The sequence below is a fragment of the Mesorhizobium carmichaelinearum genome, from assembly GCF_900199455.1.
GTDB classification, from domain to species: Bacteria; Pseudomonadota; Alphaproteobacteria; order Rhizobiales; family Rhizobiaceae; genus Mesorhizobium; species Mesorhizobium carmichaelinearum.
The window spans coordinates 248,687-270,576 of sequence record NZ_FZQR01000010.1 but is presented as its reverse complement, the minus strand read 5'-3'; the positions used below and the strand labels follow the sequence as shown (position 1 = coordinate 270,576).

Here is a 21,890-nt window from a genome sequence, read left to right as displayed (position 1 = left end):
TCCGACCCGCTGACCGCAAGCATGACGGCTTGGGCCAGCGGAAATCGGCGTCCGCTGGCCGGTTATTCGGCGGCCGTCTTCTGCGGCTCGACGGGGATGTCGTCGTTGATGCCGAACAGCGAAGGCTGGTCGGCACTCTCGACCACGGGCAATTCGGACTTGCGCTTGGGCATCAGCCCGACCAGCCAGCCCGAGAAATTCTCCATGTAGACGTAGATCACCGGTGTCACGAACAGGGTCAGCGCCTGCGAAGCCAGCAGGCCACCGACGACGGCAACGCCCAGCGGCTGGCGCAGTTCGGCGCTGGCGCCGGTGCCGAGCGCGATCGGGAACGTGCCCATCAGTGCGGCCAGCGTCGTCATCATGATCGGCCTGAAACGCATCAGGCAGGCTTTGTGGATGGAGTCCTTGGCGGACATGCCCTCTCGTCGCAATTCAAGCGCGACGTCGACCATCATGATGCCGTTCTTCTTGACGATGCCGATCAGCATCAGAATGCCGATCACCGCGATGACCGACAGGTCCATGCCGGCGAAGCGCAAGGCAACAACCGCACCCAGCACCGCCGACGGCAGGCCGGTGAGAATGGTGAGCGGATGGATGAAGCTCTCATACAGGATGCCGAGCACGATATAGATGGTCAGGATCGCGCCGCCGACCAGCAGGCCCTGGTTGGCCAGCGAATCCTGGAAGGTCTTGGCCGTGCCGGCAAAGGTGGTCGAGATCGCCGTCGGCATGCCGATCTGCTCTTTGAGCGCGTTGATGCGCGTCACGCTGTCGCCCAGCGCCACGCCTTGCGGCAGATTGTAGGAGATGGTCACGGCGGGAAGCTGGCCGAGCTGGTTGACCGTCAAGGCGCCGGCCGTGCGGTCGACCCGGGCGAAGGCGCCAAGCGGAACCAGAGAGCCGCTCGCCGTCCGCATCTGGATGGCGAGCATTCGCTCGGGTGACCACTCGATCTTGGGGTCGAGCTCGGTGATGACTTCGTAGCTGTCGGCCGAACCGAAGATCGTCGAGACCTGGTCGGTGCCGAAGCCGCCATAAAGCGCGGAGCGCAGCGTGTCGGTATCGATGCCGAGCTGGGCAGCCTTGTCGCGATCGATAACCAGCGATGCCTGCAGCGCATTGTTCTGCAGGTCGCTGGTGACGTCGGTGAAGGTCGTGTGGTCGGCCGCCATCGCGTCATTCAGTTTCTGCGCCCACTGGTCGGTCAGGCCGGTATCGAGGCCCTGCACGACGAGCTGGTAAGCGCTGGCCGACGACCGTGAACCAAGCCGCAGGTTCTGCACCGGCTGCATGTAGGTCTCGATGCCCGCCACACCAGCCAATTGCTTGCGCAGGTCAGCCTGCACCTTCTCGATGTCGGGTCGCTGGCTCTTGTCCTTCAACTGCACATAGAGCTGGCCCTGGTTCAGTGCATTGTTGCCGCTGCCTGCTGACCATGCCACATGCGAAACATAGGGCGAATGGGAAAAGACGCTTGCCACCTGCCCCTGCAGCTTCACCATGGCGTCAAAAGAAATGTCCTGGCGCGCAATGGTCGTCACCGAGATCTGGCTGATATCCTCCTGCGGGAAGAAGCCCTTCGGCGAGACCTGGATAAGCCACACCGACGCAGCCGCGGTGCCGACAAAGACGAGGAACACCAGGAAGGTGTGCCGCAGGCAGAACGTCAGAACCCGGTCGTAGCCGCGTGTGATGAGATCCTGCTTGTGTCCCGGGGCGTGCGCTTCGCGATCGGCCTTCGTGACCGACAGCAGCCGCGAGCACAGCATCGGCGTCAGCGTCAGCGACACGAACATCGAAGCCAGGATGGCGACCGTCACCACGACGGCGAACTCGTTGAAGATACGCCCGATGACGCCGCCCATCAGAAGCACAGGGATGAACACCGCCACCAGCGAGATCGAGATCGAGATGATGGTGAAGCCGATTTCGCGCGCGCCCTTCAGCGACGCATCGAAGGCCGACAGCCCGTCCTCCTCCATGTGGCGGAAGATGTTTTCGAGCATGACGATGGCGTCGTCGACGACGAGGCCCACGGCGAGCGTCAGGCCCATCAGCGATATGTTGTCGATGGAAAAGCCGAACAGGAACATCGCGCCGAGCGTGGCGATCAGCGAGATCGGCACCGCCACGGCCGGGATGATGGTCGCCGTCACCCGGCGCAGGAACACGAAGATCACCATCACCACCAGCGCGATGGTCAACAGCAACGTGAACTGCACGTCGTTGACGGCCTGACGGATGGAGGTCGAACGGTCGTTGAGCAGCTTGATCTGGGCGGCGGCTGGCATCTGGTCCTGGAAGGACGGCAGCATAGCCTTGACCTTGTCGACGACGTCGACCGTGTTGGCGTCGGGCTGGCGTTGCACCGCCATGATGATGGCGCGGGTGCCGTCGTACCAACTTGCGGTCGTCGTCGTCTGCACCGAATCGACGACGCGGGTCACCTCGCCCAGCCGCACCGGGTGGCCATTCTTGGTGGCGATGATGAGGTTGGAGAAGCCGGCGGCGTTGGTCAGCTGGGTGTTGGCGGTGATGGTCAGTTGCTGCTTGTTGTTCTGCAGCACACCGAGAGGCGTATTGCTGTTGGCCGACGCGACCGCCGCCTGCAACTGGTCGATCGAGATGCCGCGCGCGGCAAGCGCTGTCGGATCGATCTGGATGCGCACGGCGTATTTCTGCTGGCCGAAAATCGAGACCTGGGCCACGCCGTCGATGGTCGACAGCGACGGCGAGATGACGTTTTCCGCGAAGGCATCAAGATCTGTCAGCGGAACCGTGTCGCTGACCAGCGACATCAGGAGGATCGGCGCATCGGCTGGATTGACCTTGCGGTAGCTTGGCGGCGACGTCATTTGCGGCGGCAATGATTTTTGCGTGCGCGCGATCGCCGCCTGCACGTCCGCGGCCGCCGCATCGATGTCACGGTTGAGCACGAACTGGATGGCGATCGAGGTCTGGCCGAGCGAGTTGGTGGTCGAAATGGAATCGATGCCGGCGATGGTCGCGAATTGCTTGATCAGCGGCGTCGCCACCGATGTCGCCATGGTTTCCGGCGAGGCGCCCGGCAGCGAAGCCGAGACGTTGACGACGGGGAATTCGGCGCTGGGCAGTGCCGCCACCGGCAGGAATTTGTAGGCGAACAGTCCGCCCAGCACGAGGGCGAACGACATCAGAAGGGTGGCGACGGGCCTGCGAATGCAGAATTCGGAAATCATCGGGCCGCCTCGCCCGTGTTGGTCGCCTCGGCCACCTTGGGTGCGGCCGCCGCGGCGCCCTCATGCACAGCGGCGCCATTCTTCAGCCTCGTCTGGCCTTCCGTGACCACTTTCTCACCGGCCTTCACGCCCTGGCTGATGGCGCTGTTTTGGCCTTCGGTCAGCGCCACCTGCACCGGCCGCATCTCGACCGTGTTGTCCGGCTTGACCACATAGACGAACGGCCCGCTCTGGCTGGGCTGCACCGCGACGGTCGGAACGGAGGTCATCTGCGGCATGATGCCGGCATCGAGCACGACATTCACATACTGGCCGGGCCACAGCGAAAGGTCCGCATTCGGTATGCTCGCCCGCGTGGCGATCGTGCCCGACGCGGTGTCGACGCTGGAATCGACGAAATCGAGCGTGCCCTTGCCGATCGGCGTCGGGTCGCCGTCCTTGGTCAGGGTCACTGCACCTTGCTGGGGATTGGCAAGCGCCTTGTGCAACAGCGCAAGGTCGCTTTCCGGCAGATTGAAGTTGACCTGCAACGGGTCCATCTCGGTGATGGTCACCAGCGGCGTCGCCGTGCTGCTGTTGCCGTTGCTGGTGGTGACGAGATCACCGACGGCAACGCTGACGGCGCCAAGCCTGCCGGAAATTGGCGCGGTGATGGTGGCAAAGCCAAGCTGGACGTTGTCGGCGTCGATCGTCGCCTTGTCGGCGTCGACGGTCGCGGCCGCCGCCTTCTGCGCGGCAACGGCCTGGTCGTAGGTCTGCTGCGTACCGGCCTGCTTGGCGACAAGGTCCTTGGCGCGCTGAAGATCGGAATTCGAACTGGCAAGCAGCGCCTGGTCCTTGGCGAGCGTGGCCTGGTCCTTGGCGAGTTGTGCCTTGAGCGCGCGGTCATCGAGCTGGAACAGAACGTCGCCGGCCTTCACCATCTGGCCGTCCTTGACATCGATCGACACGATCTGACTGGAGACCCGCCCATTGATGTTGACCACGGCGGGAGAGGAGACGAAGCCGATGGCATAGCGCCGGATCGGGAAGTCGGCCGTCGTTGCCGTCGCCGAAACGATCGAGGCCGAACGGGCGCCATTGCCACCGGCCCCCTGCTTGCCCCCGGCTGCCTGCTTGTCGGTTGCCGCTTTGTCCGATACCGCGACCTGTTTCACGCCGATGAGCTGCTGAACCTTGCCCAGCGCGTCGGGCGAAAGGTAGAGCCAGGCCGCGCCCGCACAGGCGATCGCAAGCAATGAAAGAATGACTTTTCCACGCATCGACAAAGGCCTCTCCGTCCGACACGCCATAGCCAGGTGGTCGTATTCTAGCGCAACTCACGGCTGATTGCCGCGATTTCGCCGAATAGATAGGACACGCATTTGTTGGAAAAGGGCCAAAACACGGCATTACGAAGATTTAATGTGCACTGCACAATCGGTAGGCAGCCCACCATGGCCGCCGGCCGAGGCCCGTCGATCCGTCGGTGAACCCTATTTCAGCATCGGCCAAAGGGTCGCTGCCAAGAGCACACCCATGGCGATGTTGAACCATTTCAGTCGCACCGGATCCGACAGGAATCCCCGCAGCGCCGTGCCGAATCCCGCCCATATCGAAACGCTCGGCAGGTTGACGATGGTGAAGGCAATCGAGATCAACGCCACCGACAGGAACGGGTGCTCGGCATTGGCATAGACAGCCATGGCGGTGATCGCCATCACCCAGGCCTTGGGGTTGACCCACTGGAATGCCGCCGCATCGATGAAGCGCATCGGCCGCGCTTCCGCCGCACCCTTGCCGCTCAAGGAGCGCGACATGGCGATCTTCCAGGCGAGATACAGCAGATAGGCGGCACCGGCGATCTTCAGTCCAGTGTGCAGCGCCGGAAACGCCGTCAACACAGCGCCAAGGCCAAGACCGACGGCAAGCAACAGCACCAGGAAGCCCATGCTGATGCCAAGCATGTGCGGAACGGTTCTGGCGATGCCAAAATTCACCCCCGATGCCAAAAGCATGAGGTTGTTCGGCCCCGGCGTGATCGAGGTCACGAAGGCATAGACGAGCAGTGCGAGGAATGCGTCGAGTGACATGATATCCTCCCAGATACGTCAGTACTATTGTCTCTTTTCGGTAGCCGCACAAAGGCCAGAGCCGGCCCGTGGCCGAGCCAGGCTCTCACCCCTGCGGGGCTGTCTGAGATGCGATGGGAGCTACATCCCCTGCGGGCCGCGATTCATCGCCGCCACGCCGGTGCGGCAGATCTCGACCAGGCCGAGCGGCTTCATGATGGCGATGAACTGGTCGAGCTTGGAGCCCTTGCCGGTGATCTCGAAGATGAAATGCTCCGTGTTGGCATCGATGACGCTGGCGCGGAAGGCGTCGGCAAGCCGCAGCGCCTCGACACGGGCGTCGCCGGTGCCGGCGACCTTGACCAGCGCCAGTTCCCGCTCCAGCGGCCGCTCCTGGCCAAACTCGTGCGAACGCACGGTCAGATCGACCACGCGATGCACCGGCACGATGCGCTCGAGCTGATGCTTGATCTGCTCCAGCACATGCGGCGTGCCGCGCGTCACGATGGTGATGCGCGACAGGTGCTTCTCATGCTCCGTCTCGGAAACGGTCAGGCTCTCGATGTTGTAGCCACGTCCGGAAAACAGGCCGATGACCCGGGCAAGCACGCCCGGTTCGTTGTCGACCAGCACGGAAAGCGTGTGGTTTTCCGGCCGTTCCGTTTCCTTGGCGATGAAGTAGGCGGAGCCGGTGGGTTGAAGGTGCTGTGCGTTCATGACATGGATCTCAAATTCTTGATCTAATTCTTTGTTTGCGCACGGCTTCTTTCGACAAGCCCTGCCTTGGCTCGTCGATTACACCAGTTCCCTGCCCTTGGCGTCGATGGCGTTGGCCACCGCTTCATCTGTCGCCTCGTCCGGCAACAGCATCTCGTTATGCGCCTTGCCAGACGGGATCATCGGGAAGCAGTTGGCGAGGTTCGCCACGCGGCAATCGAACAGCACGGGTTTCTTGACCGAGATCATCTCCTTGATGGCGTCGTCCAGCTCGTCCGGCTTCTCGCAGCGTATGCCGTGGCCGCCATAGGCTTCGGCCAGCTTGACGAAGTCCGGCATCGCCTCCGTGTAGGAATGCGACAGCCGGTTGCCGTGCAGCAGCTGCTGCCACTGGCGCACCATGCCCATATACTGGTTGTTGAGGATGAAGATCTTGATCGGCGCCTTGTACTGCACCGCCGCACTCATTTCCTGCATCGTCATCTGCACCGAGGCGTCGCCGGCAATGTCGATGACCAGCGCATCGGGATGCGCGATCTGCACGCCGAGCGCTGCCGGCAGGCCATAACCCATCGTGCCGAGACCGCCCGACGTCATCCAGCGGTTCGGCTTTTCGAAATGATAATGCTGCGCGGCCCACATCTGGTGCTGGCCGACCTCGGTGGTGATGTAGGTGTCCTTGTCCTTGGTCAGTTCGTAGAGCCGCTGGATGGCGTATTGCGGCATGATCACGTCGTGGTTCATCTTGTAGGCGAGTGAATCGCGACCGCGCCATTTGGCGATCTGCTCCCACCAGGGGTAGAGCGCCTTCTTGTCGGCCTTGGCGGTGGCCCGCCACAGCCGCACCATATCCTCCAGCACCCGGCCGACATCGCCGATGATCGGCACTTCGGTGTGCACGTTCTTGTTGATCGACGACGGATCGATGTCGATGTGGATCTTCTTCGAGTTCGGCGAAAATGCATTGAGCCGCCCGGTGATGCGGTCGTCAAAGCGTGCGCCGATGCAGATCATCACGTCGCAATCATGCATGGCCATGTTGGCTTCATAGGTGCCGTGCATGCCGAGCATGCCGACCCAGTTCTTGCCCGATGCCGGATAGGCGCCGAGACCCATCAGGGTCGAGGTGATCGGGAAGCCGGTGAGGTCGACCAATTCGCGCAGCAGATGGCTCGCTTCCGGACCGGAATTGATGACGCCGCCGCCCGAATAGATGATCGGCTTCCGGGCAGCAGCCATCAGCTCGACTGCTGCCTTGATCTTCTCCAGATCGCCCTGGACCTTGGGCTGGTAGCTGGTGCGCGGCGCGATCTGCGGCGGGACATAAAACCCCTTGGCGAACTGCACGTCCTTGGGGATGTCGACCACCACCGGACCGGGACGGCCCGTGGTGGCGACGTGAAAAGCCTCGTGGATGGTCGCGGCGAGCTCATTCACGTCCTTCACCAGCCAATTGTGCTTGGTGCAGGGTCGCGTAATGCCAACTGTATCGCACTCCTGGAAGGCATCGGAACCGATGAGAGAGGTCGGCACCTGCCCGGTCAGGCAGACCAGCGGGATCGAATCCATCAGCGCGTCCTGCAGCGGCGTCACCGCATTGGTGGCGCCGGGGCCTGATGTCACCAGCATGACGCCGGCCTTGCCTGTCGAGCGCGCATAGCCCTCAGCCGCGTGGCCGGCGCCCTGCTCGTGGCGCACGAGAATGTGCTCGACATCGTCCTGCTGGAAGATCTCGTCGTAGATCGGAAGAACTGCGCCGCCGGGATAGCCGAAGACATGCTTGACGCCATTGTCCTTCAGCGCCTGCACCACCATTTCGGCGCCTGTCATCTCGCGCCGCTCACTCTGTCCGTTGCTCATCGGTCTGGTCCCGTACTGTCGCCACTTGGGCGTTGCCACTTGGGTGTTATCGGTCGTTTAGTCGTGTTTCAGGCAATAAAAAAGGCCCCCGAGGGAGCCTGTGTGTTGCGCATGGGAGGTTTTCGCCCGGCGGTTACACCGCCTTGCCCACGCGCCTTCCTACGAGAATGAGTGCCTTTTTCATGGTCGCGGACACTACGGGCGGGCAAGGCGCCCTGTCAACGGCAAAAATCGCGACGGCGATGAAGGCAACGGCAAAAATCGCGACGGCGATGAAGGCGCTCCGCAATTCGACAAATGGCCGTCACGATTTCGCGATGGACACTGCATCGTGCCCACATCACGCAAACCCAGACCGGCTCGCAAGCAGCATTTTCCGGATAAGTCCTTGAAGCCACGCGAAACTATGGTGGGGCGTGACGAACGCCGTCCTCTCTGCCGATACTTAATCGTCTGGCTCGGGAGGAGCCACCACGACGGCCAGGATTTCACGGAGGAAAACTTATGCTCGACAAGGCCCCAAGCAAGAAACTGTCCGACCTGCTCGACAAGTTCGGCGGCGCTCTCGCCACCAATGACATCGACAAGGCCGTCGGCTGTTTCCAGGAGGATTGCTACTGGCGCGACCTCGTCACCTTCACCTGGAACATCAAGACCATGGAAGGCCGGGAGCAGGTGCGCGACATGCTGGAAAGCCAGCTGGCGAAGACAAAGCCGTCGCATTGGACGCTCGCCAAGGGTGAGGACGCGACCGAGAGCGGCGGGCTGATCGAGGGCTGGATCAGTTTCGAGACCGAACTGGCGCGCGGCTTTGGCCATATCAGGCTGAAGGACGGCAAGATCTGGACGCTGCTGACCACCATGGCCGAATTGAAAGGCCATGAGGAACCGGCTGGCTTCGCGCGGCCGATGGGCGCCAAGCATGGCTCGGGCAAGAACCGTCCGACATGGAAGGAAGAGCGCGAGAAGGAAGCCGCCGAGCTCGGCTTCAAGACGCAGCCCTACACGCTCATCATCGGCGGCGGCCAGGGCGGCATCGCGCTCGGCGCAAGGCTGCGGCAGCTCGGCGTCCCGACCATCATCGTCGAGAAGAACGAGCGGGCCGGCGACAGCTGGCGCAAGCGCTACAAGTCGCTCTGCCTGCACGATCCGGTCTGGTACGACCATCTGCCCTACATCGATTTCCCCAAGAACTGGCCGGTCTTCTCGCCCAAGGACAAGATCGGCGACTGGCTGGAAATGTACACCAAGGTGATGGAACTGAACTATTGGTCCTCGACGGAGGCCAAGAGCGCCTCCTATGACGACAAGAAGAAGGAGTGGACGGTCGTCGTCCACCGCGACGGCAAGGACATCACCCTGAAGCCGAAGCAGCTGGTGCTGGCGACCGGACAATCCGGCAAGGCCAATCTGCCGAAATTCAAGGGCATGGAGACCTTCAAGGGTGACCACCATCACTCCTCGAAGCACCCTGGCCCAGACGCCTATGCCGGCAAAAAGGCCGTTGTCATCGGCTCCAACAATTCCGCCCATGACATCGCCGCCGCCCTATGGGAAGCCGGCGCCGACGTCACCATGGTGCAGCGCTCGAGCACCCATATCTCCAGATCCGACACGTTGATGGAAATCGGACTGGGTTCGCTCTATTCGGAGCAGGCAGTGCAGAACGGCATCACCACGGCCAAGGCCGATCTGATTTTTGCTTCGCTGCCCTACAAGATCCTGCACGAGTTCCAGATCCCGGCCTATGCCGAGATGAAGAAACGCGACGCGGCGTTCTACAAGGGACTGGAAAAGGTAGGTTTCATGCTCGACTGGGGCGACGACGAGTCCGGCCTGTTCATGAAGTACCTCAGGCGCGGCTCCGGCTATTATATCGACGTCGGCGCCTCCCAGCTTATCATCGATGGTTCGATCAAGCTGAAGAGCGGGGTCGACGTCGAAGAGATCAAGCAGCATTCGGTTGTGCTCAGCGACGGATCGGAACTGCCCGCGGACCTCATCGTCTACGCCACCGGCTACGGCTCGATGAACGGCTGGGCCGCCGATCTGATCTCGCGCGAAACGGCCGACAAGGTCGGCAAATGCTGGGGCCTCGGCTCCAACACCACCAAGGATCCCGGCCCCTGGGAAGGCGAGCTGCGCAACATGTGGAAGCCGACGCAGCAGGAGTCATTGTGGTTCCATGGCGGCAATCTGCACCAGTCGCGCCACTATTCGCAGTTCCTGTCGCTGCAGCTGAAAGCCAGGCATGCCGGACTGCCGACGCCGGTCTACGGGCTGCAGACGGTGCACCACAAGGGATAGCCGGTAAGCTCGGGAGGTCCGCCATCCCCCATCGGCAATGAGAAAAGTATGACCCCGCGCGGCATCTCCCGCGCGGGGTCTCTATTCAGTCACGCAGCGTCACGCCCTTCGCCTTGGCCCAACGCTCGAGGATCTTGCGCTCATCCGGCGTAGCCAGACGATTGCCGAAACCGCGCACCTGCACCGCCCGGTGCTGTGGATCGAGTTCGATCGTCAGCAGCCGCTCGATCTTGCCGAGCGCCTTGCGCCGCAGGGCCCAGATCGAGGCATAGCTGGCAATGCATTTGGTCGCATAGGACGACACGCAATGATGCATCGCCCTCGACTCGGCAACGAGGTCCTCCGCCGTCTTCAACTGGCGGATGGAGAACCACTCGCCATGCGCCTTCGCTTCCTTCGGCGGCGGAGCCCATTCCCAGTCCTGCAGGCGCGAGCCGGCCCATGCGTTGTTCTGCGCCGGTTCGCCGGCGACCGGCTGAGCCCGCGCGGCGGCACGCCGGCGCATCGCCTCGATGCGTTCGATCGCGGCAAGGTCGCGATGCCAAACCGACATCTGCCGGTTCAGCGAGGCAAGCGTGCGGCCCTTCAGGCTGTACGCTTTGTCGCGCCGATGCATGGCGGCGATATAGTCGCTGAGGTCGTCGATCTCCTCCTTCGAGGCAGGGTGCTCGCAGAAGAAGCGAACCACCTCGCGCCAGAAAGCCAGATCGCCGCGCGGCGTGCGCACAATTTTCGTGCGCGCAAGTCGTGCAGCCAGCCCGCAATCCTCGGTGTAAGACCGCGCGATCGCAAACCAGAACGCCTCGTCGAAGCCAACGTCGCCAGCCACGTTCAGGAAGCAATGCACCTCCTTGCGCGACAGCCACGCATTAGCGCCCGCCTTGTAGAGCGAGTTGCCGCCCGCGGCCACAATGTACCAGGTCTTGCGCAGCTTGATCTCACCGGCATCGAGCCCCGAACCGTCAAGCCAGATCGCTTCGAGCGCAGCGGGGACCGGGTAGAGGGCAAAGAGATGACGCGCTGCCGCCAGCCGCAAACGTGCGGGGTCGCGCGTCTTCAGCTTCGGACGCCATAACCTGCCGTCGCGAACCGCCATGCCGAAGCCGCGGTGTGCTTCCTCGATCGCCCGCTCGAAATCCGGAGCCGGACGTGGCATGGCGGACACCCGCCGCAGCGATGCTTGATATGCTTCAATGCGTTGGCGCTCGGCATCCTGCCTGCGCTGGATCATGGACATGGCCATGGCCGTTCTTCCCGATTGGAACCCTGTCAGCCGCACGCAAATCCAGCGCCGGCACGGAATGTGTCGATCTGGATTGGCGTGACATGTGACAGGTCTCCTCTGGGGATGACGGGTTGGAATGGGCGGGCTCTCTAGGCTCACAGACCGTTTGGAGCAAGAGACATTCTTCTAATGTTTACAATGACATGAAAGAGTGTTGCAAAGGCGCATCTCAGGCCTTCAGGCAGCCGCGATCGTCGGCCGGGGCGTGTCGGCTCCCACCGTCTCATTGATATCAGCGGCGTCGATGCAGCCGTGGGACAATGACCGCCGCGCACATAGCAACTCGGCGGTCGTCAGATCGTCTGGAAATTGGGATCCGCTGTGGTGCGGCTCAGCCCGTTCGACCGCCGTGGAGGCGCGAATTGCGTGAACAAGTTCTCATCATGCCTCCTTCGAAAGTGTGGTCGATACGGCGTGCGGCGCAAAGAGCGCCGCATGTCGGGCGTGGCTAATACTCCCGAACCATCCCGACAGCAATATGGCGAACGTGGCCAGCATCGGGCGGCACGAACGAACCGACCGCGCCGAACTTTGCTGGCTGGGAAGGGACCGGTCGTTCGGCGCGAGCGTCAGTCAGGCGCTCGCGACAGCTCTCCGGTCGGAATCCAGCCACCGCGTTTTCACCATCGAAGCAGAAACACATAGGCTGTCTCCTCTTGGTGATGAACCGCCGTCAGGCGCGATTGGCGAAATCGTGGACGACGCGCTGCAGCAACGGCACATAGTCGCGAAACGCTCGCGTCTTCATGTTCGCGATCTTGCCGCCCTCGTCCCAGATGCGGACCCGCACCGCTTCCTCGTGGAACGGGTTCTTGCGGAACTCGGCTACTTCGTCGGCGCTCATCGGTCCGCCCTGCAGCGACAGCGTATGCACCGAAGCCGGCGACAGCTTGGAGAAATAGGTCGGGTCGGTGGCGCAGAGATAGCGCTTGGCCGCGACATGCAGCCTGACGCATTCGACGATGCCAGGCGGGAAGAACGGCGCCAGCACCTCGCCGCCGGCCTCGTCATGGTGCTTGTCCTCGACATCGTCGGGCGAATAGGTGCCGAACTCGCTGGTGTAATGGCCGATATCGTGCAGCAGTGCTGCCGCCACCAGCGCGTCGGGCGCACCGTCCTGCTCCGCCAGCCATGCCCCCTGCAGCATGTGCTCGGACATCGTCACCGGCTCGCCGAGATAGGATTCCGCACCCCGGCGCTCAAAAATGTCGGCGATGAACTCGACAATGGTGTCCGCGTTCAGATCCTGGCCGCTCATTCCGCGGCCTCCTTGAAGCTGTGTTCGATCGCGGCGAGCGTCGACAGCAGGCCGTCCTTGTCGGCGTAACAGCCTTGCAGCCAGCGCTTGCCGGTGCCCGAGAATGCCTTGCGGGCATGCATGACGCGGGTGTTGTCGACGATGAAGGCCTGGCCCGCTTCCAGCTTGAACGTCACTTCGAAGGAGGGATCCTCGATCAGCTCAGCGAACCGGCGATAGGCGGCATAATAGGCGTCCATATCGGCGAAGGGCACGTCGACGACAGGTGCTAGCGAGCGGTTGTTGAAGCGGATGCAGATCAGCTCGCCATCCGGTCCGAGCTCGATCATCGGACGCTTCGCCTGCAGCCGCACGCCGGATGAACCGGCATATTCAAAACGCGCCGGACAGGAACTCAACAGGCGGAAACCTTCGGGGTTCTCGGCCTGCAGCGCGGCCGCCACGGCAAAACCGTCGACCACGCTCGACTCGCCACCCTCCACCGTATTCTCGATGCAGGACAGGATCTGCAGCGTCGGCACCGGATCGCGATAGGGATTGTCGGTGTGGGCCTGGAGGCCGAGATTGGTGTAAGCGAGATTGTTCGGATTGACCTCGGCGCGCACTTCGAACCAGCGGCCGTAATTGGTCTCCCTGATATAGCCGAACAGATCGGAGACCTTGCACAGCGCGCCGGATTCGGCCGGCAGACCGTCCATCACCGCAAAGCCATAGGTCCTCACCGCCGACAGCCATTCGCGCAGGACGCTGCGGCTGTGAAAGGCCGCCGTGTATCGGGCGCGCGGCACCGAATTCTGCATCGTCGCCTTGGTCCAGCGCTGGACGATATCGCCCGTCCAACCCGGCTCGCGAGGTTCGTCGCGATCATAGGCGTTGGCGCTCAGCCATTGCGCGGGAAAGCTGACCGTTTTTCCTTCCGGCACGAAGCTGACTTCCAGCGCACCGCCCTTGATCGCGGCCGCGCCGATCCTTGTCTCGGCCGGAATGTCGAGGATGGTGATCAGCCGCTGGCCATTGCCGGCGCTGCGCGTCCCGTCGTCAAGCGCGTTGTCGCGCAGCCACATGGCATGAAAGCGGGTGCGCCTCCCGCCTTGCCAGCCAAGTTCGATCGTTCTGCCTTCGTCGTCAACCAGCGCGTGGGTGAGCATGGAGATCCGTTCCTGTCCTCTACGCCCCGCAGCCCGATCCGCAGGGTTTCGATTGCATGTTGGCCACGCGAAAGGCATAACTCAAATTATCATTTTTTGGCCAAAGACCATAAATTTCTAATGCCTCGAAAACCCATTCCCACTCTGCCTCCGCTCGACTGGCTGCGCAGTTTCGAGGCGGCGGCGCGGTTGTCGAATTTCACGGCGGCAGCGGCCGAACTCGGCCTGACCCAAGCCGCCGTCAGCCAGCATATCCGGCTGATCGAGGACCGGTTGAAGACGCGTCTGTTCTCGCGGCTGGCGCGTGGCGTCGCGCTGTCGCCGGAGGGTGCGGCCTACCTGCCGCACATCCAGTCCGCCTTTGCCACCATCTCCAGCAGCACGACGGAACTGTTCGAGCCGCGCGCCGTGCAGACCGTGTCGATCCGGGTACCGATCTCCTTCGCCCTGCTGATACTGGTCCCTGCGCTGCCCGACCTCGCCGCGGCGCTGCCGCGCATCCAGCTCGATCTGGTTACCATCCATCGGCCGACCGACTATGATTTGCCGGGTTCCGCGCTCGACATCCGCTTCGGCAACGGGTTCTTTCCCGGACGCGAGGCCGACAGGCTGACCGCCGAGCGGCTCGTGCCGGTGGCAAGTCCGGCCCTTGCCGGCGCCGCCGATTGGACAGCCCTGCCGCTGCTTCTGGTCGCCGGCGCGCGCGAAATGTGGGCGGAATGGTTCGCCGCCGCCGGACGGGCCGGCCACCCCCAGCGATCGCACCGCTTCGACAGTTTCGTCGCGGCGCTGGAAGCGGCGAGCGCCGGGGCCGGCGTGCTTCTGGGCTCGCGGCCGCTTGTCGACGCAGCACTCAAGAACAGGAGCCTGGTGCCGCTTTCCGATTTCGAACTCTCCAGCACCTCGGGCCATTTCCTGACCAAAGCGTCGACCGCACGCCTGACCAGCGCCGAGCAGGATTTCCGCCAGTGGCTGCTGAGGCACCTCGCCAGAGGGACCTCGGCCTGACCGGGGCTTTATCGCGATGTGGCGCCGACACGCTTCCAATAGATCAGCGTGCCGGTCAGCCCGCCATGCGGCTTCAGCGCAAAGTCCGGTATTTCGCCGGCCAGGGTGAAACCGAGTTTTTCGTAGAGGCCTGAAGCGCCCTCTTCCGTCGCCGTATCCAGCACCAGCAGCGTTCGTCCGTTCTCGACGGCGAGGCGCTCCGCCGCCCGCATCAGCCGCGTTCCCACACCCCTGCCCCGGTATTCGATCGATGTCATCAGCTTGGCGATCTCGGCCCGGTGCGGCTGGTTGGGCGGAAGGTCGAGTAGCAGGGTGACGGTGCCGACCAGAACCTTGCCGTCCCAGGCGCCGAGCACCACCCTTTCGCCCTTTGCCGCCGCGGCCAGCGACCTCTCCCAGAATACGTTTGCCGCTTCCGGCGCCAGCGGATGCATGAAGCTGACCGAACCGCCGGCGGCAACCGTTTCGACCAGCAGGTCGGCCAGCATCGCCAGCGTTTCCGCACTTGCGCTCAGCACTTCGATTTCGATGGAATTCATGCCTGGTCCTCTAGAAACGATGAATGGCTCAGTCGAGATGGCGCACGCGCCGCCGTTTGCGCGCGGCCTTGATGGCGCTGATGCGCTCGGTGTCTTCTTCCCTGAGATGCCGCCCACGCTCCAGGATCTCGAGCGTGTATTCCTCATAGGTCAGGCCGAGCCGCTCGGCCTTGTCCATGCGCATCAGCATGACTTCGCGGCTCGGCGCTTTCCATGCCTTGGCGTGCGCGGCCTGCCAGGCCAGGAAGATGTAAGGATCGCCCTTGCCCCAGGGCGGTCCCTTGTACTCGTCAAGAGGCGGCCCCCCATTGTGGGAGCGTTTTGGCCGTCTCGCCATGATCTCAGCCCCTGACCAGCGCGACGAGATAGTCGGCGCCCGCCTCCGGGGCATGGAAGGTGCAGTCCGACGGCGCGCCGAGCGCCAGGCAATCGCCGGGCTCCATCCTGTGCACCACATCGCCCTCGGTGAAGTCGAGCCGTCCGGAAATCAGCCAGATCTGCTGCTTGATGAAGGCATAGGAAGCCGCCGGCAAACTGACCCTGGCGCCCGCCGGCAGATGCACCTTGATCAGTTCGAGCGGCATGTCGGTGGCCGGTGACAAATGCCGCCTGACATAGCCTGTATCGGGATCGCGCCACACCGGCTGGTCGGCCTCGCGCAACAGCCCGCCGCCTTGCAATTCCGCCCGCGCGATGAGGGTCGACAGCGTCATGCCGAAGGCCGCCGCGATGCGCACCAGAAGGGTCGCCGTCGGGCTGGTCATGCCGCGCTCGATCGTGCTCAGCATCGCTTTGGAAACGCCGGACCGCTCGGCGAGCTCGGCCAGCGACCAGTCCCGCATGGTCCTTTCGGTGTGGATCCGTCTGCCGATGGTCGAGGAAATGTCGTTCGCTATATCATCCATTCGTCCACTATATCGAAAGACAGGGATTGGAGAAGAGCCTTTCGCGACAATTTCCACCAGGCGCTTAATCCTCTCTACACCATCCGACCTCATCCGACCTTAACCCCACTCCTGTAGGGTCCGATCTCCAGGGAAATGGGGATTGGCCAGTCCATGTACGTCGAACGCGAAGCTTCCGTCGGAGAACCGACATCGCAGGAGCGCCGCAACGCAGAGCAGAACGACCGGCGCATCCTGGGCAATGTCGTGCAATGCGACGGCGCGCGCGCCACCATCAGCGCCTATGCCGACGATGTCGACGGCGCGGTGACCGGCCTGTGGACGGTCGGCAAGATGATCTCGATCAATCTGGGCACGACGCGAACCGTCGGCCTGGTCTACGGTATCGGCAAATCGGACCGCGCCTGGAGCAATGAGGGCCAGAACGCCATCGAGGTCAGCATCGAGCTGATCGGCGAAGTCCGTGATGGTCCCGAGCCCGGCGCCAAGCCGGTCTTCGACCGCGGCATCACCACCTATCCGCATATCGGCGCGGTCGCGCACCGCATCCGCAGCCGTGACCTGCAGGCGGTCTATGATCTGGCCGGCCGCCATTCCATCACCATCGGCTCGCTGTCGCAGGACGAAGCGATCGCTGCCAACATCGCCATCGACGACACGCTGGCGCGCCATTTCGCCATTGTCGGCACCACGGGTGTCGGCAAATCCACAGCCGTTTCGCTGCTGCTGCGCAAGTCGATCGAGGCTCGCCCCGATCTGCGCATCCTGATCCTCGACCCGCACAACGAGTTCGCGAACTCGTTGCCCGAATATTGCGTCAAGGTCGATTCCAAGACACTCGACCTGCCGTTCTGGATGTTCAAGCTCGAGGAATTCGCCGAGGTGCTGTTTCGCGGTCGTGAGACCGACCCGGAAGAGATCGACGCTCTGCGCGACCTCATTCCGCTCGCCAAGAACCTCTACCGCAATCCGAATTCAGGCGCCTATCTCAGGCGCGGCAACGATGCGCTGACCGCCGATACGCCGGTGCCTTACCGCATCGTCGATCTGCTCAAGCAGATCGACGAGCGCATGGGCATGCTGGAGAGCAAGAACGAACGGCCGACGCTCAAATCGCTGAAGACGCGCATCGAATCGGCCGCGGCCGATCCGCGCTACCGCTTCATGTTCAGTTCGCGCCTGATCGAGGACACCATCCACGAGACGATCGGCAACATTTTTCGCGTGCCGCATCACGGTCGGCCGGTGACCTGCTTCGAGATGGCCGGCATGCCCTCCGAAGTGGTCAACTCCGTCTGTTCGGTGCTGGCGCGCCTGGCCTTCGATCTCGCTCTGTGGAGCGAGGGCAAGCTGCAGCTGTTGTTGCTGTGCGAGGAAGCGCATCGCTACATGCCGGCCGATCCGCGTCTCGGCTTCGCGCCGACCAGGCACGCTCTGTCGCGCATCGCCAAGGAAGGCCGCAAATATGGCTGCTATCTCGGCGTCGTCACCCAGCGTCCGGGCGAGCTTGACCCGACCATCCTGTCGCAGTGCTCGACTTTCTTCGCCATGCGGCTCGCCAACGAGCAGGACCAGGCGATCATCCGCTCGGCCATTGCCGACTCTTCCGCCTCCACCCTTGCCTTCCTGTCGTCCATGGGCCAGCGCGAAGCCATCGCCTTCGGCGAAGGCGTGGCGACGACCATGCGGCTGAAGTTCGAAAGATTGCCCAGCCACCTGCTTCCCGGCACCTCCAAGCGCGAAGAGGCTATTTCGTCGAAGAGCGGCGATGATGTCGATCTGGTGGCGATCGTCGAGCGGCTGCGCAACGTGCCGAAACCGACGCCGCAAGCGATGGCCTTCGCCGAAGTGGTCGATTCCGGCCGCCAGGCCGGCGACCCCGATTACCGCAAGCCGGCAACCGCCCGTGCGCCATCAGACGACGATTTCGACATGCGCTACGGCCTGAAACCCGCCACCTTCGGTCTGCGCCCCCAGAACGACTGAGCCTGGGCATCACGCCCATCTGCCGGCAGTTCTGAGAGCCCCAAATCACGCTTTCCGGGCGCAGGCTTCTTTGGCCAGCCTGGGTAAATCCCATCAGGGAATTCGTCAGGCCGAGTCGGCTGGTGCTGTTTTCGAGAACCGGAGCGGAGCGGACATAAGTCCGTGAGCACCGGCCTACGCCGGCCGTAGCCTTAGCTGCCACGCCACTCATGAGTGCTTCGGCCGGCGAAGGCCGGAAGCGCAGAAAACGGCGGCAGACGGCCGGCCTCACGAAATCAATGATGGGATTTCAGGCGCAGACTCGGTTGCGGCCCTGCCTCTTGGCCTCATAGAGCTGGCGGTCGGCGCGGCGATAAAATTCTTCTGCCGTTTCCTTGCGGTCCCAGACGGCAAGGCCGACGCTGGTGGTGATCTTGAGCCGGATATTGCCCGAGAGGATCGACATGTTGGCGATCGCCTTGCGGATGCGCTCGGCGAATTTGGCCAGCAGCTCCGCCTCCATATTGGGCGTGACCACGGCGAACTCCTCGCCGCCCAGCCGCGCCACCACGTCGTGGTAGCGTGTCATATCCTTCAGGCAGCTGGCGACGGCCTTGAGCACCTCGTCGCCGACATCGTGGCCGTGAGTGTCATTGACCTGCTTGAAATGGTCGAGATCGAGGATCATCAGCCCGACCGGCTTTTCGATGCGCCGGAACTCTTCGAGATATTCCTTGAGCGCATCGTCGAAATAGCGCCGGTTCTGCATGCCGGTCAGGCCGTCGGTCAGGGCGGCGTGCTCGAGCGTTTCGGAGCGGGCGCTGAGCGAGACCGTCATGGCGCGCAGCTTGCCCTCTTCCGTCGCCTGTTTGCGGATCAGCGGGTAGATGAAGAAGATGCCGAAGAACAGCGCGGTCGCAAGCAGCACGCCCGTCGCGAACAGCAGCTTGTTGAGGTAGATGACCTTGTCCAGGCCCGACTGCGTATGGAGTTCCGTGGCGAAGGATTGCAACAGTCCATAGGCGTGCAGCGTCACCAGGCCAGCGGCCAGGATCACGAAAATAAAGACGAAAAATGCGGATTCCGCCTTATGGAAACGCATCTGCTCCCCAATGGAAAAGTGCCCATCGACCTTATGGCACGGACCGCCTTACGGAGCGTTAATCCCGGCAACTTCGGCGCGAACCCTTCCATCATGGTCAACTTTTTAAGTTGCATTAGCAACAAGTGTCTGGATCGTGGTTTCGAGATCGTCACCCGGGCGCAATCTCTGCCATTCCGGCCCCAACTGATGGCGAAACCAGGTCGCCTGCCGCTTGGCGTATTGCCGGGTTGCGATCTTGGCGCGCTCGATCGCCTCGGGAAAGCTCATCTGACCCGCCATCGCCGCCTGCAGGTCGCGAACGCCGATCGCCTTCATCGCCGGCAGATCCGGATCGAGGCTAAGAGCTGCGAGTTGCCTGACCTCCTCCAGCGCGCCCTTGTCCAGCATCTGGTCGAAGCGCCTTTCGATGCGGTCAACCAGCGCGGACCGGTCCGGCTCGATGACCAGGAAACGCGCGGTCTGCCTGTCGATGAGCGGCCGGCCGCGCTCTGCCTGCCAATCCAGGATCGACCGGCCGGAGGCGTCGAGCACTTCGAGCGCCCGCACGACGCGCTGGCTGTCGGTTGGCTTGAGCTGCATGGCGGCTCTCGAATCCTCGCGCAGCAGCAGGCTGTGCAGCTTGACCGCGCCCTGCTCCTTCAACTCGTAGCGCCAGCGGTCGCGGATGCGCGGCGGAATGTCGGGCATTTCCGAAATACCCTCGGCCAGCGCGCGGAAGTAGAGGCCGGTGCCGCCGACGAAGACTGGCCGCCGCGACAGCGCGCCGTCGTCGATGAGTTTCATCACATCGCGCAGCCACGCGCCCGTCGAATAAGCGGTACCGGGATGGACGTGGCCGTAGAGAAAATGCGGCACGCGTGCGAGGTCGGCCGCCTCCGGCCGGGCGGTCAGCACATCGAGAACCGAATAGCCCTGCATGGAATCGGTGTTGACGATGACGCCGCCCGCGCGTTCGGCCAGATCGAGCGCCAATGCCGACTTGCCGCTGGCGGTCGGCCCGGCTATCAGGATCGCGTTCTTCACGCGGCCTTCGCCCGCATCCGCGCCGGAATTCTCAATGCCGCTCATTGCCACACTTGTTTCCCGTCCCGCCGACCGCGCTCTGTCGCCGTCGCTTGCGAATATGGCCTCGCGCTCGGTGGACGCAAGCGCTGTCGTCTGGCTGGCCGAAGGCATTGCCTGCGATCTTGCCTTGCCGCAAGAGGCTGACGCCGCCGATACCACGGCTGCCCTGCGCGCCACATTGGCTGGGAAAGCGGTCGATGTCATAGTCCAGCAGGCCGAAACGCGCCGTAAGAAAATCCTCATTGCCGACATGGATTCGACCATGATCGACCAGGAATGCATCGACGAACTGGCCGACGAGATCGGCGTCAAGGATCGCGTTGCCGCGATCACCGCGCGGTCGATGAACGGCGAGATCGCCTTCGAGCCGGCGCTCCGCGAACGCGTCGCCCTGCTGAAGGGGCTCGATGCCGCCGTCGTTGACCGCATCGTCGCCAATCGGCTGACACTGGCTTCGGGCGGCCGGGCACTGGTCCAGACCATGCGCGCCAACGGCGCCTGGACGGCGCTCGTCTCGGGCGGCTTCGAAGTGTTCACGACCCGCATCGCGGCCATGCTCGGCTTTCAGGAAAACCGCGCCAACCGCCTGCTCGAACAAGACGGACACTTCACCGGCCTGGTCGGCGAGCCGATCCTCGGCCGCGCGGCCAAGGCCGATGCTCTGATCGAAATCTCGGCGCGCCTTGGCCTGACGCCGGCCGATGCCATCGCCGTCGGTGATGGCGCCAACGACCTCGACATGATCCGCCTCGCCGGCACCGGTGTGGCGCTTCATGCGAAACCGACAGTGGCGGCGCAGGCCAAGGTCCGCATCGACCATGGCGACCTCACCGCTTTGCTCTACCTTCAGGGCTACCGGAGCGAGGAAATCATCCAATGAAACCCATGCGCACCGAGCGCCTCATCCTGCGGAACTGGGAAGACCGCGACCGCGAGCTCTTCCATCGCATCAATTCCGATGAGCGCGTCATGGAATTCTTCCCGTTCCGCCGCGACCGTGCCGCCGCCGACGCCAAGATGGACGAATTCCGCGCCTGGATCGAAGAGGACGGCTATGGCTTCGCCGCGGCCGAGATTGCCGCGACCGGCGAAAGCATCGGTTTCGTCGGCCTCCTTACTACCGATCATGTACCATCCCTGCCGGCCGACACGATCGAGATCGGCTGGCGGCTGGCGCCCGAATTCTGGGGCAAGGGCTATGTCACCGAGGCCTCGGAAGCCTGGCTGGCCTACGGTTTCGAGACATTGGCCGTCGACGAGATCGTTTCCTTTGCCGTCGCGGAAAACCACCGCTCGACCGCCGTCATGAAACGCCTCGGCATGACGGCCGACCCATCGGCTGACTTCGACCATCCCAGCATTCCCGACAGCCATCCGGAGCTCAAGCGGCATGTGCTCTACCGGCTTTCGCGCGAGGATTGGCAGGCAAGAAAAAAGGCGGCTGGTTAGCCGC

At 63.3% G+C, this 21,890-nt stretch carries 18 protein-coding genes; 5 read left to right on the top strand and 13 right to left on the bottom strand.

All coding sequences use genetic code 11. The annotated features are described in order from the left end of the window. Positions 1-62: 62 nt before the first annotated feature. The 5 genes from CKW40_RS23610 to CKW40_RS23590 form a co-directional block, all read right to left on the bottom strand. Positions 63-3,224, bottom strand: a complete 3,162-nt coding sequence (locus CKW40_RS23610) for an efflux RND transporter permease subunit (protein WP_095202250.1) — start codon at positions 3,222-3,224, stop codon at positions 63-65. Then, positions 3,221-4,486: an efflux RND transporter periplasmic adaptor subunit gene (locus CKW40_RS23605; protein ID WP_095202249.1), complete on the bottom strand. Its 1,266-nt coding sequence runs from the start codon at positions 4,484-4,486 to the stop codon at positions 3,221-3,223. The genes CKW40_RS23610 and CKW40_RS23605 overlap by 4 nt, the downstream gene beginning before the upstream one ends. 213 nt (positions 4,487-4,699) lie before the next feature. Then, a complete protein-coding gene (locus tag CKW40_RS23600; RefSeq protein WP_095202248.1) occupies positions 4,700-5,296 on the bottom strand; it encodes a LysE family translocator in 597 nt (198 codons plus the stop codon). 120 nt (positions 5,297-5,416) lie between these two features. Continuing rightward, positions 5,417-5,992 (bottom strand): acetolactate synthase small subunit, encoded by a 576-nt coding sequence (gene ilvN / locus CKW40_RS23595; RefSeq protein WP_095202247.1) that lies wholly within the window; start codon positions 5,990-5,992, stop codon positions 5,417-5,419. A 78-nt stretch (positions 5,993-6,070) separates the two neighbouring features. Next, complete coding sequence (locus CKW40_RS23590; RefSeq protein ID WP_095202246.1) at positions 6,071-7,852, bottom strand: acetolactate synthase 3 large subunit; 1,782 nt, start codon at positions 7,850-7,852, stop codon at positions 6,071-6,073. A 504-nt stretch (positions 7,853-8,356) separates the two neighbouring features. On the opposite strand from CKW40_RS23590, the gene CKW40_RS23585 reads away from it, so the two are divergent. Further along, positions 8,357-10,159, top strand: coding sequence for an NAD(P)/FAD-dependent oxidoreductase (locus CKW40_RS23585; RefSeq protein ID WP_095202245.1), 1,803 nt, complete (start codon positions 8,357-8,359; stop codon positions 10,157-10,159). An 85-nt stretch (positions 10,160-10,244) separates the two neighbouring features. On the opposite strand, the gene CKW40_RS23580 is transcribed toward CKW40_RS23585, so the two are convergent. From CKW40_RS23580 to tmpA, 3 genes are all read right to left on the bottom strand, one after another. Continuing rightward, positions 10,245-11,402 (bottom strand): PcfJ domain-containing protein, encoded by a 1,158-nt coding sequence (locus CKW40_RS23580; RefSeq protein ID WP_095202244.1) that lies wholly within the window; start codon positions 11,400-11,402, stop codon positions 10,245-10,247. Positions 11,403-12,117: 715 nt separating this feature from the next. Then, on the bottom strand, positions 12,118-12,702 hold the full coding sequence (gene tmpB, locus CKW40_RS23575) for a (R)-1-hydroxy-2-trimethylaminoethylphosphonate oxygenase (RefSeq protein WP_095202243.1): 585 nt from the start codon (positions 12,700-12,702) through the stop codon (positions 12,118-12,120). Then, on the bottom strand, positions 12,699-13,850 hold the full coding sequence (gene tmpA / locus CKW40_RS23570) for a 2-trimethylaminoethylphosphonate dioxygenase (RefSeq protein ID WP_095202242.1): 1,152 nt from the start codon (positions 13,848-13,850) through the stop codon (positions 12,699-12,701). The genes tmpB and tmpA overlap by 4 nt, the downstream gene beginning before the upstream one ends. Positions 13,851-13,970: 120 nt before the next feature. Between tmpA and CKW40_RS23565 the strand changes: the two genes are divergently transcribed. Further along, positions 13,971-14,858 carry a LysR family transcriptional regulator gene (locus tag CKW40_RS23565; protein ID WP_095202241.1) on the top strand — a complete coding sequence of 296 codons (888 nt, stop codon included), beginning with the start codon at positions 13,971-13,973 and terminating at the stop codon, positions 14,856-14,858. 8 nt (positions 14,859-14,866) lie between these two features. Here the strand turns inward: CKW40_RS23565 and CKW40_RS23560 are convergent, their stop codons facing one another. From CKW40_RS23560 to CKW40_RS23550, 3 genes are read right to left on the bottom strand one after another with little or no spacing between them, the layout of a single operon-like run. After that, positions 14,867-15,397 (bottom strand): GNAT family N-acetyltransferase, encoded by a 531-nt coding sequence (locus CKW40_RS23560; RefSeq protein ID WP_095202240.1) that lies wholly within the window; start codon positions 15,395-15,397, stop codon positions 14,867-14,869. Positions 15,398-15,425: 28 nt separating this feature from the next. Beyond that, the gene (locus CKW40_RS23555) at positions 15,426-15,734 is read right to left on the bottom strand and encodes a hypothetical protein (RefSeq protein ID WP_095202239.1); all 309 of its coding nucleotides are present in this window, start codon (positions 15,732-15,734) and stop codon (positions 15,426-15,428) included. Positions 15,735-15,738: 4 nt separating this feature from the next. Beyond that, the gene (locus CKW40_RS23550; RefSeq protein WP_095202238.1) at positions 15,739-16,302 is read right to left on the bottom strand and encodes a helix-turn-helix domain-containing protein; all 564 of its coding nucleotides are present in this window, start codon (positions 16,300-16,302) and stop codon (positions 15,739-15,741) included. A 153-nt stretch (positions 16,303-16,455) separates the two neighbouring features. Here CKW40_RS23550 and CKW40_RS23545 point away from each other — a divergent pair, with 153 nt between their 5' ends. Beyond that, positions 16,456-18,288 carry an ATP-binding protein gene (locus CKW40_RS23545; protein ID WP_095202237.1) on the top strand — a complete coding sequence of 611 codons (1,833 nt, stop codon included), beginning with the start codon at positions 16,456-16,458 and terminating at the stop codon, positions 18,286-18,288. A gap of 289 nt (positions 18,289-18,577) precedes the next feature. Here CKW40_RS23545 and CKW40_RS23540 read toward each other — a convergent pair whose 3' ends face one another. Together CKW40_RS23540 and miaA are read right to left on the bottom strand one after the other, a co-directional pair. Continuing rightward, positions 18,578-19,369, bottom strand: a complete 792-nt coding sequence (locus tag CKW40_RS23540; protein WP_095202236.1) for a GGDEF domain-containing protein — start codon at positions 19,367-19,369, stop codon at positions 18,578-18,580. A gap of 105 nt (positions 19,370-19,474) precedes the next feature. Further along, positions 19,475-20,440, bottom strand: a complete 966-nt coding sequence (miaA, locus tag CKW40_RS23535; RefSeq protein WP_095202235.1) for a tRNA (adenosine(37)-N6)-dimethylallyltransferase MiaA — start codon at positions 20,438-20,440, stop codon at positions 19,475-19,477. Here miaA and serB point away from each other — a divergent pair. Next, entirely contained in the window at positions 20,430-21,317 is an 888-nt protein-coding gene (serB, locus tag CKW40_RS23530; RefSeq protein ID WP_095202303.1) for a phosphoserine phosphatase SerB, read from the top strand. The genes miaA and serB overlap by 11 nt on opposite strands. Beyond that, the gene (locus CKW40_RS23525; protein ID WP_095202234.1) at positions 21,314-21,886 is read left to right on the top strand and encodes a GNAT family N-acetyltransferase; all 573 of its coding nucleotides are present in this window, start codon (positions 21,314-21,316) and stop codon (positions 21,884-21,886) included. The genes serB and CKW40_RS23525 overlap by 4 nt, the downstream gene beginning before the upstream one ends. The last annotated feature ends 4 nt before the right edge of the window (positions 21,887-21,890 follow it).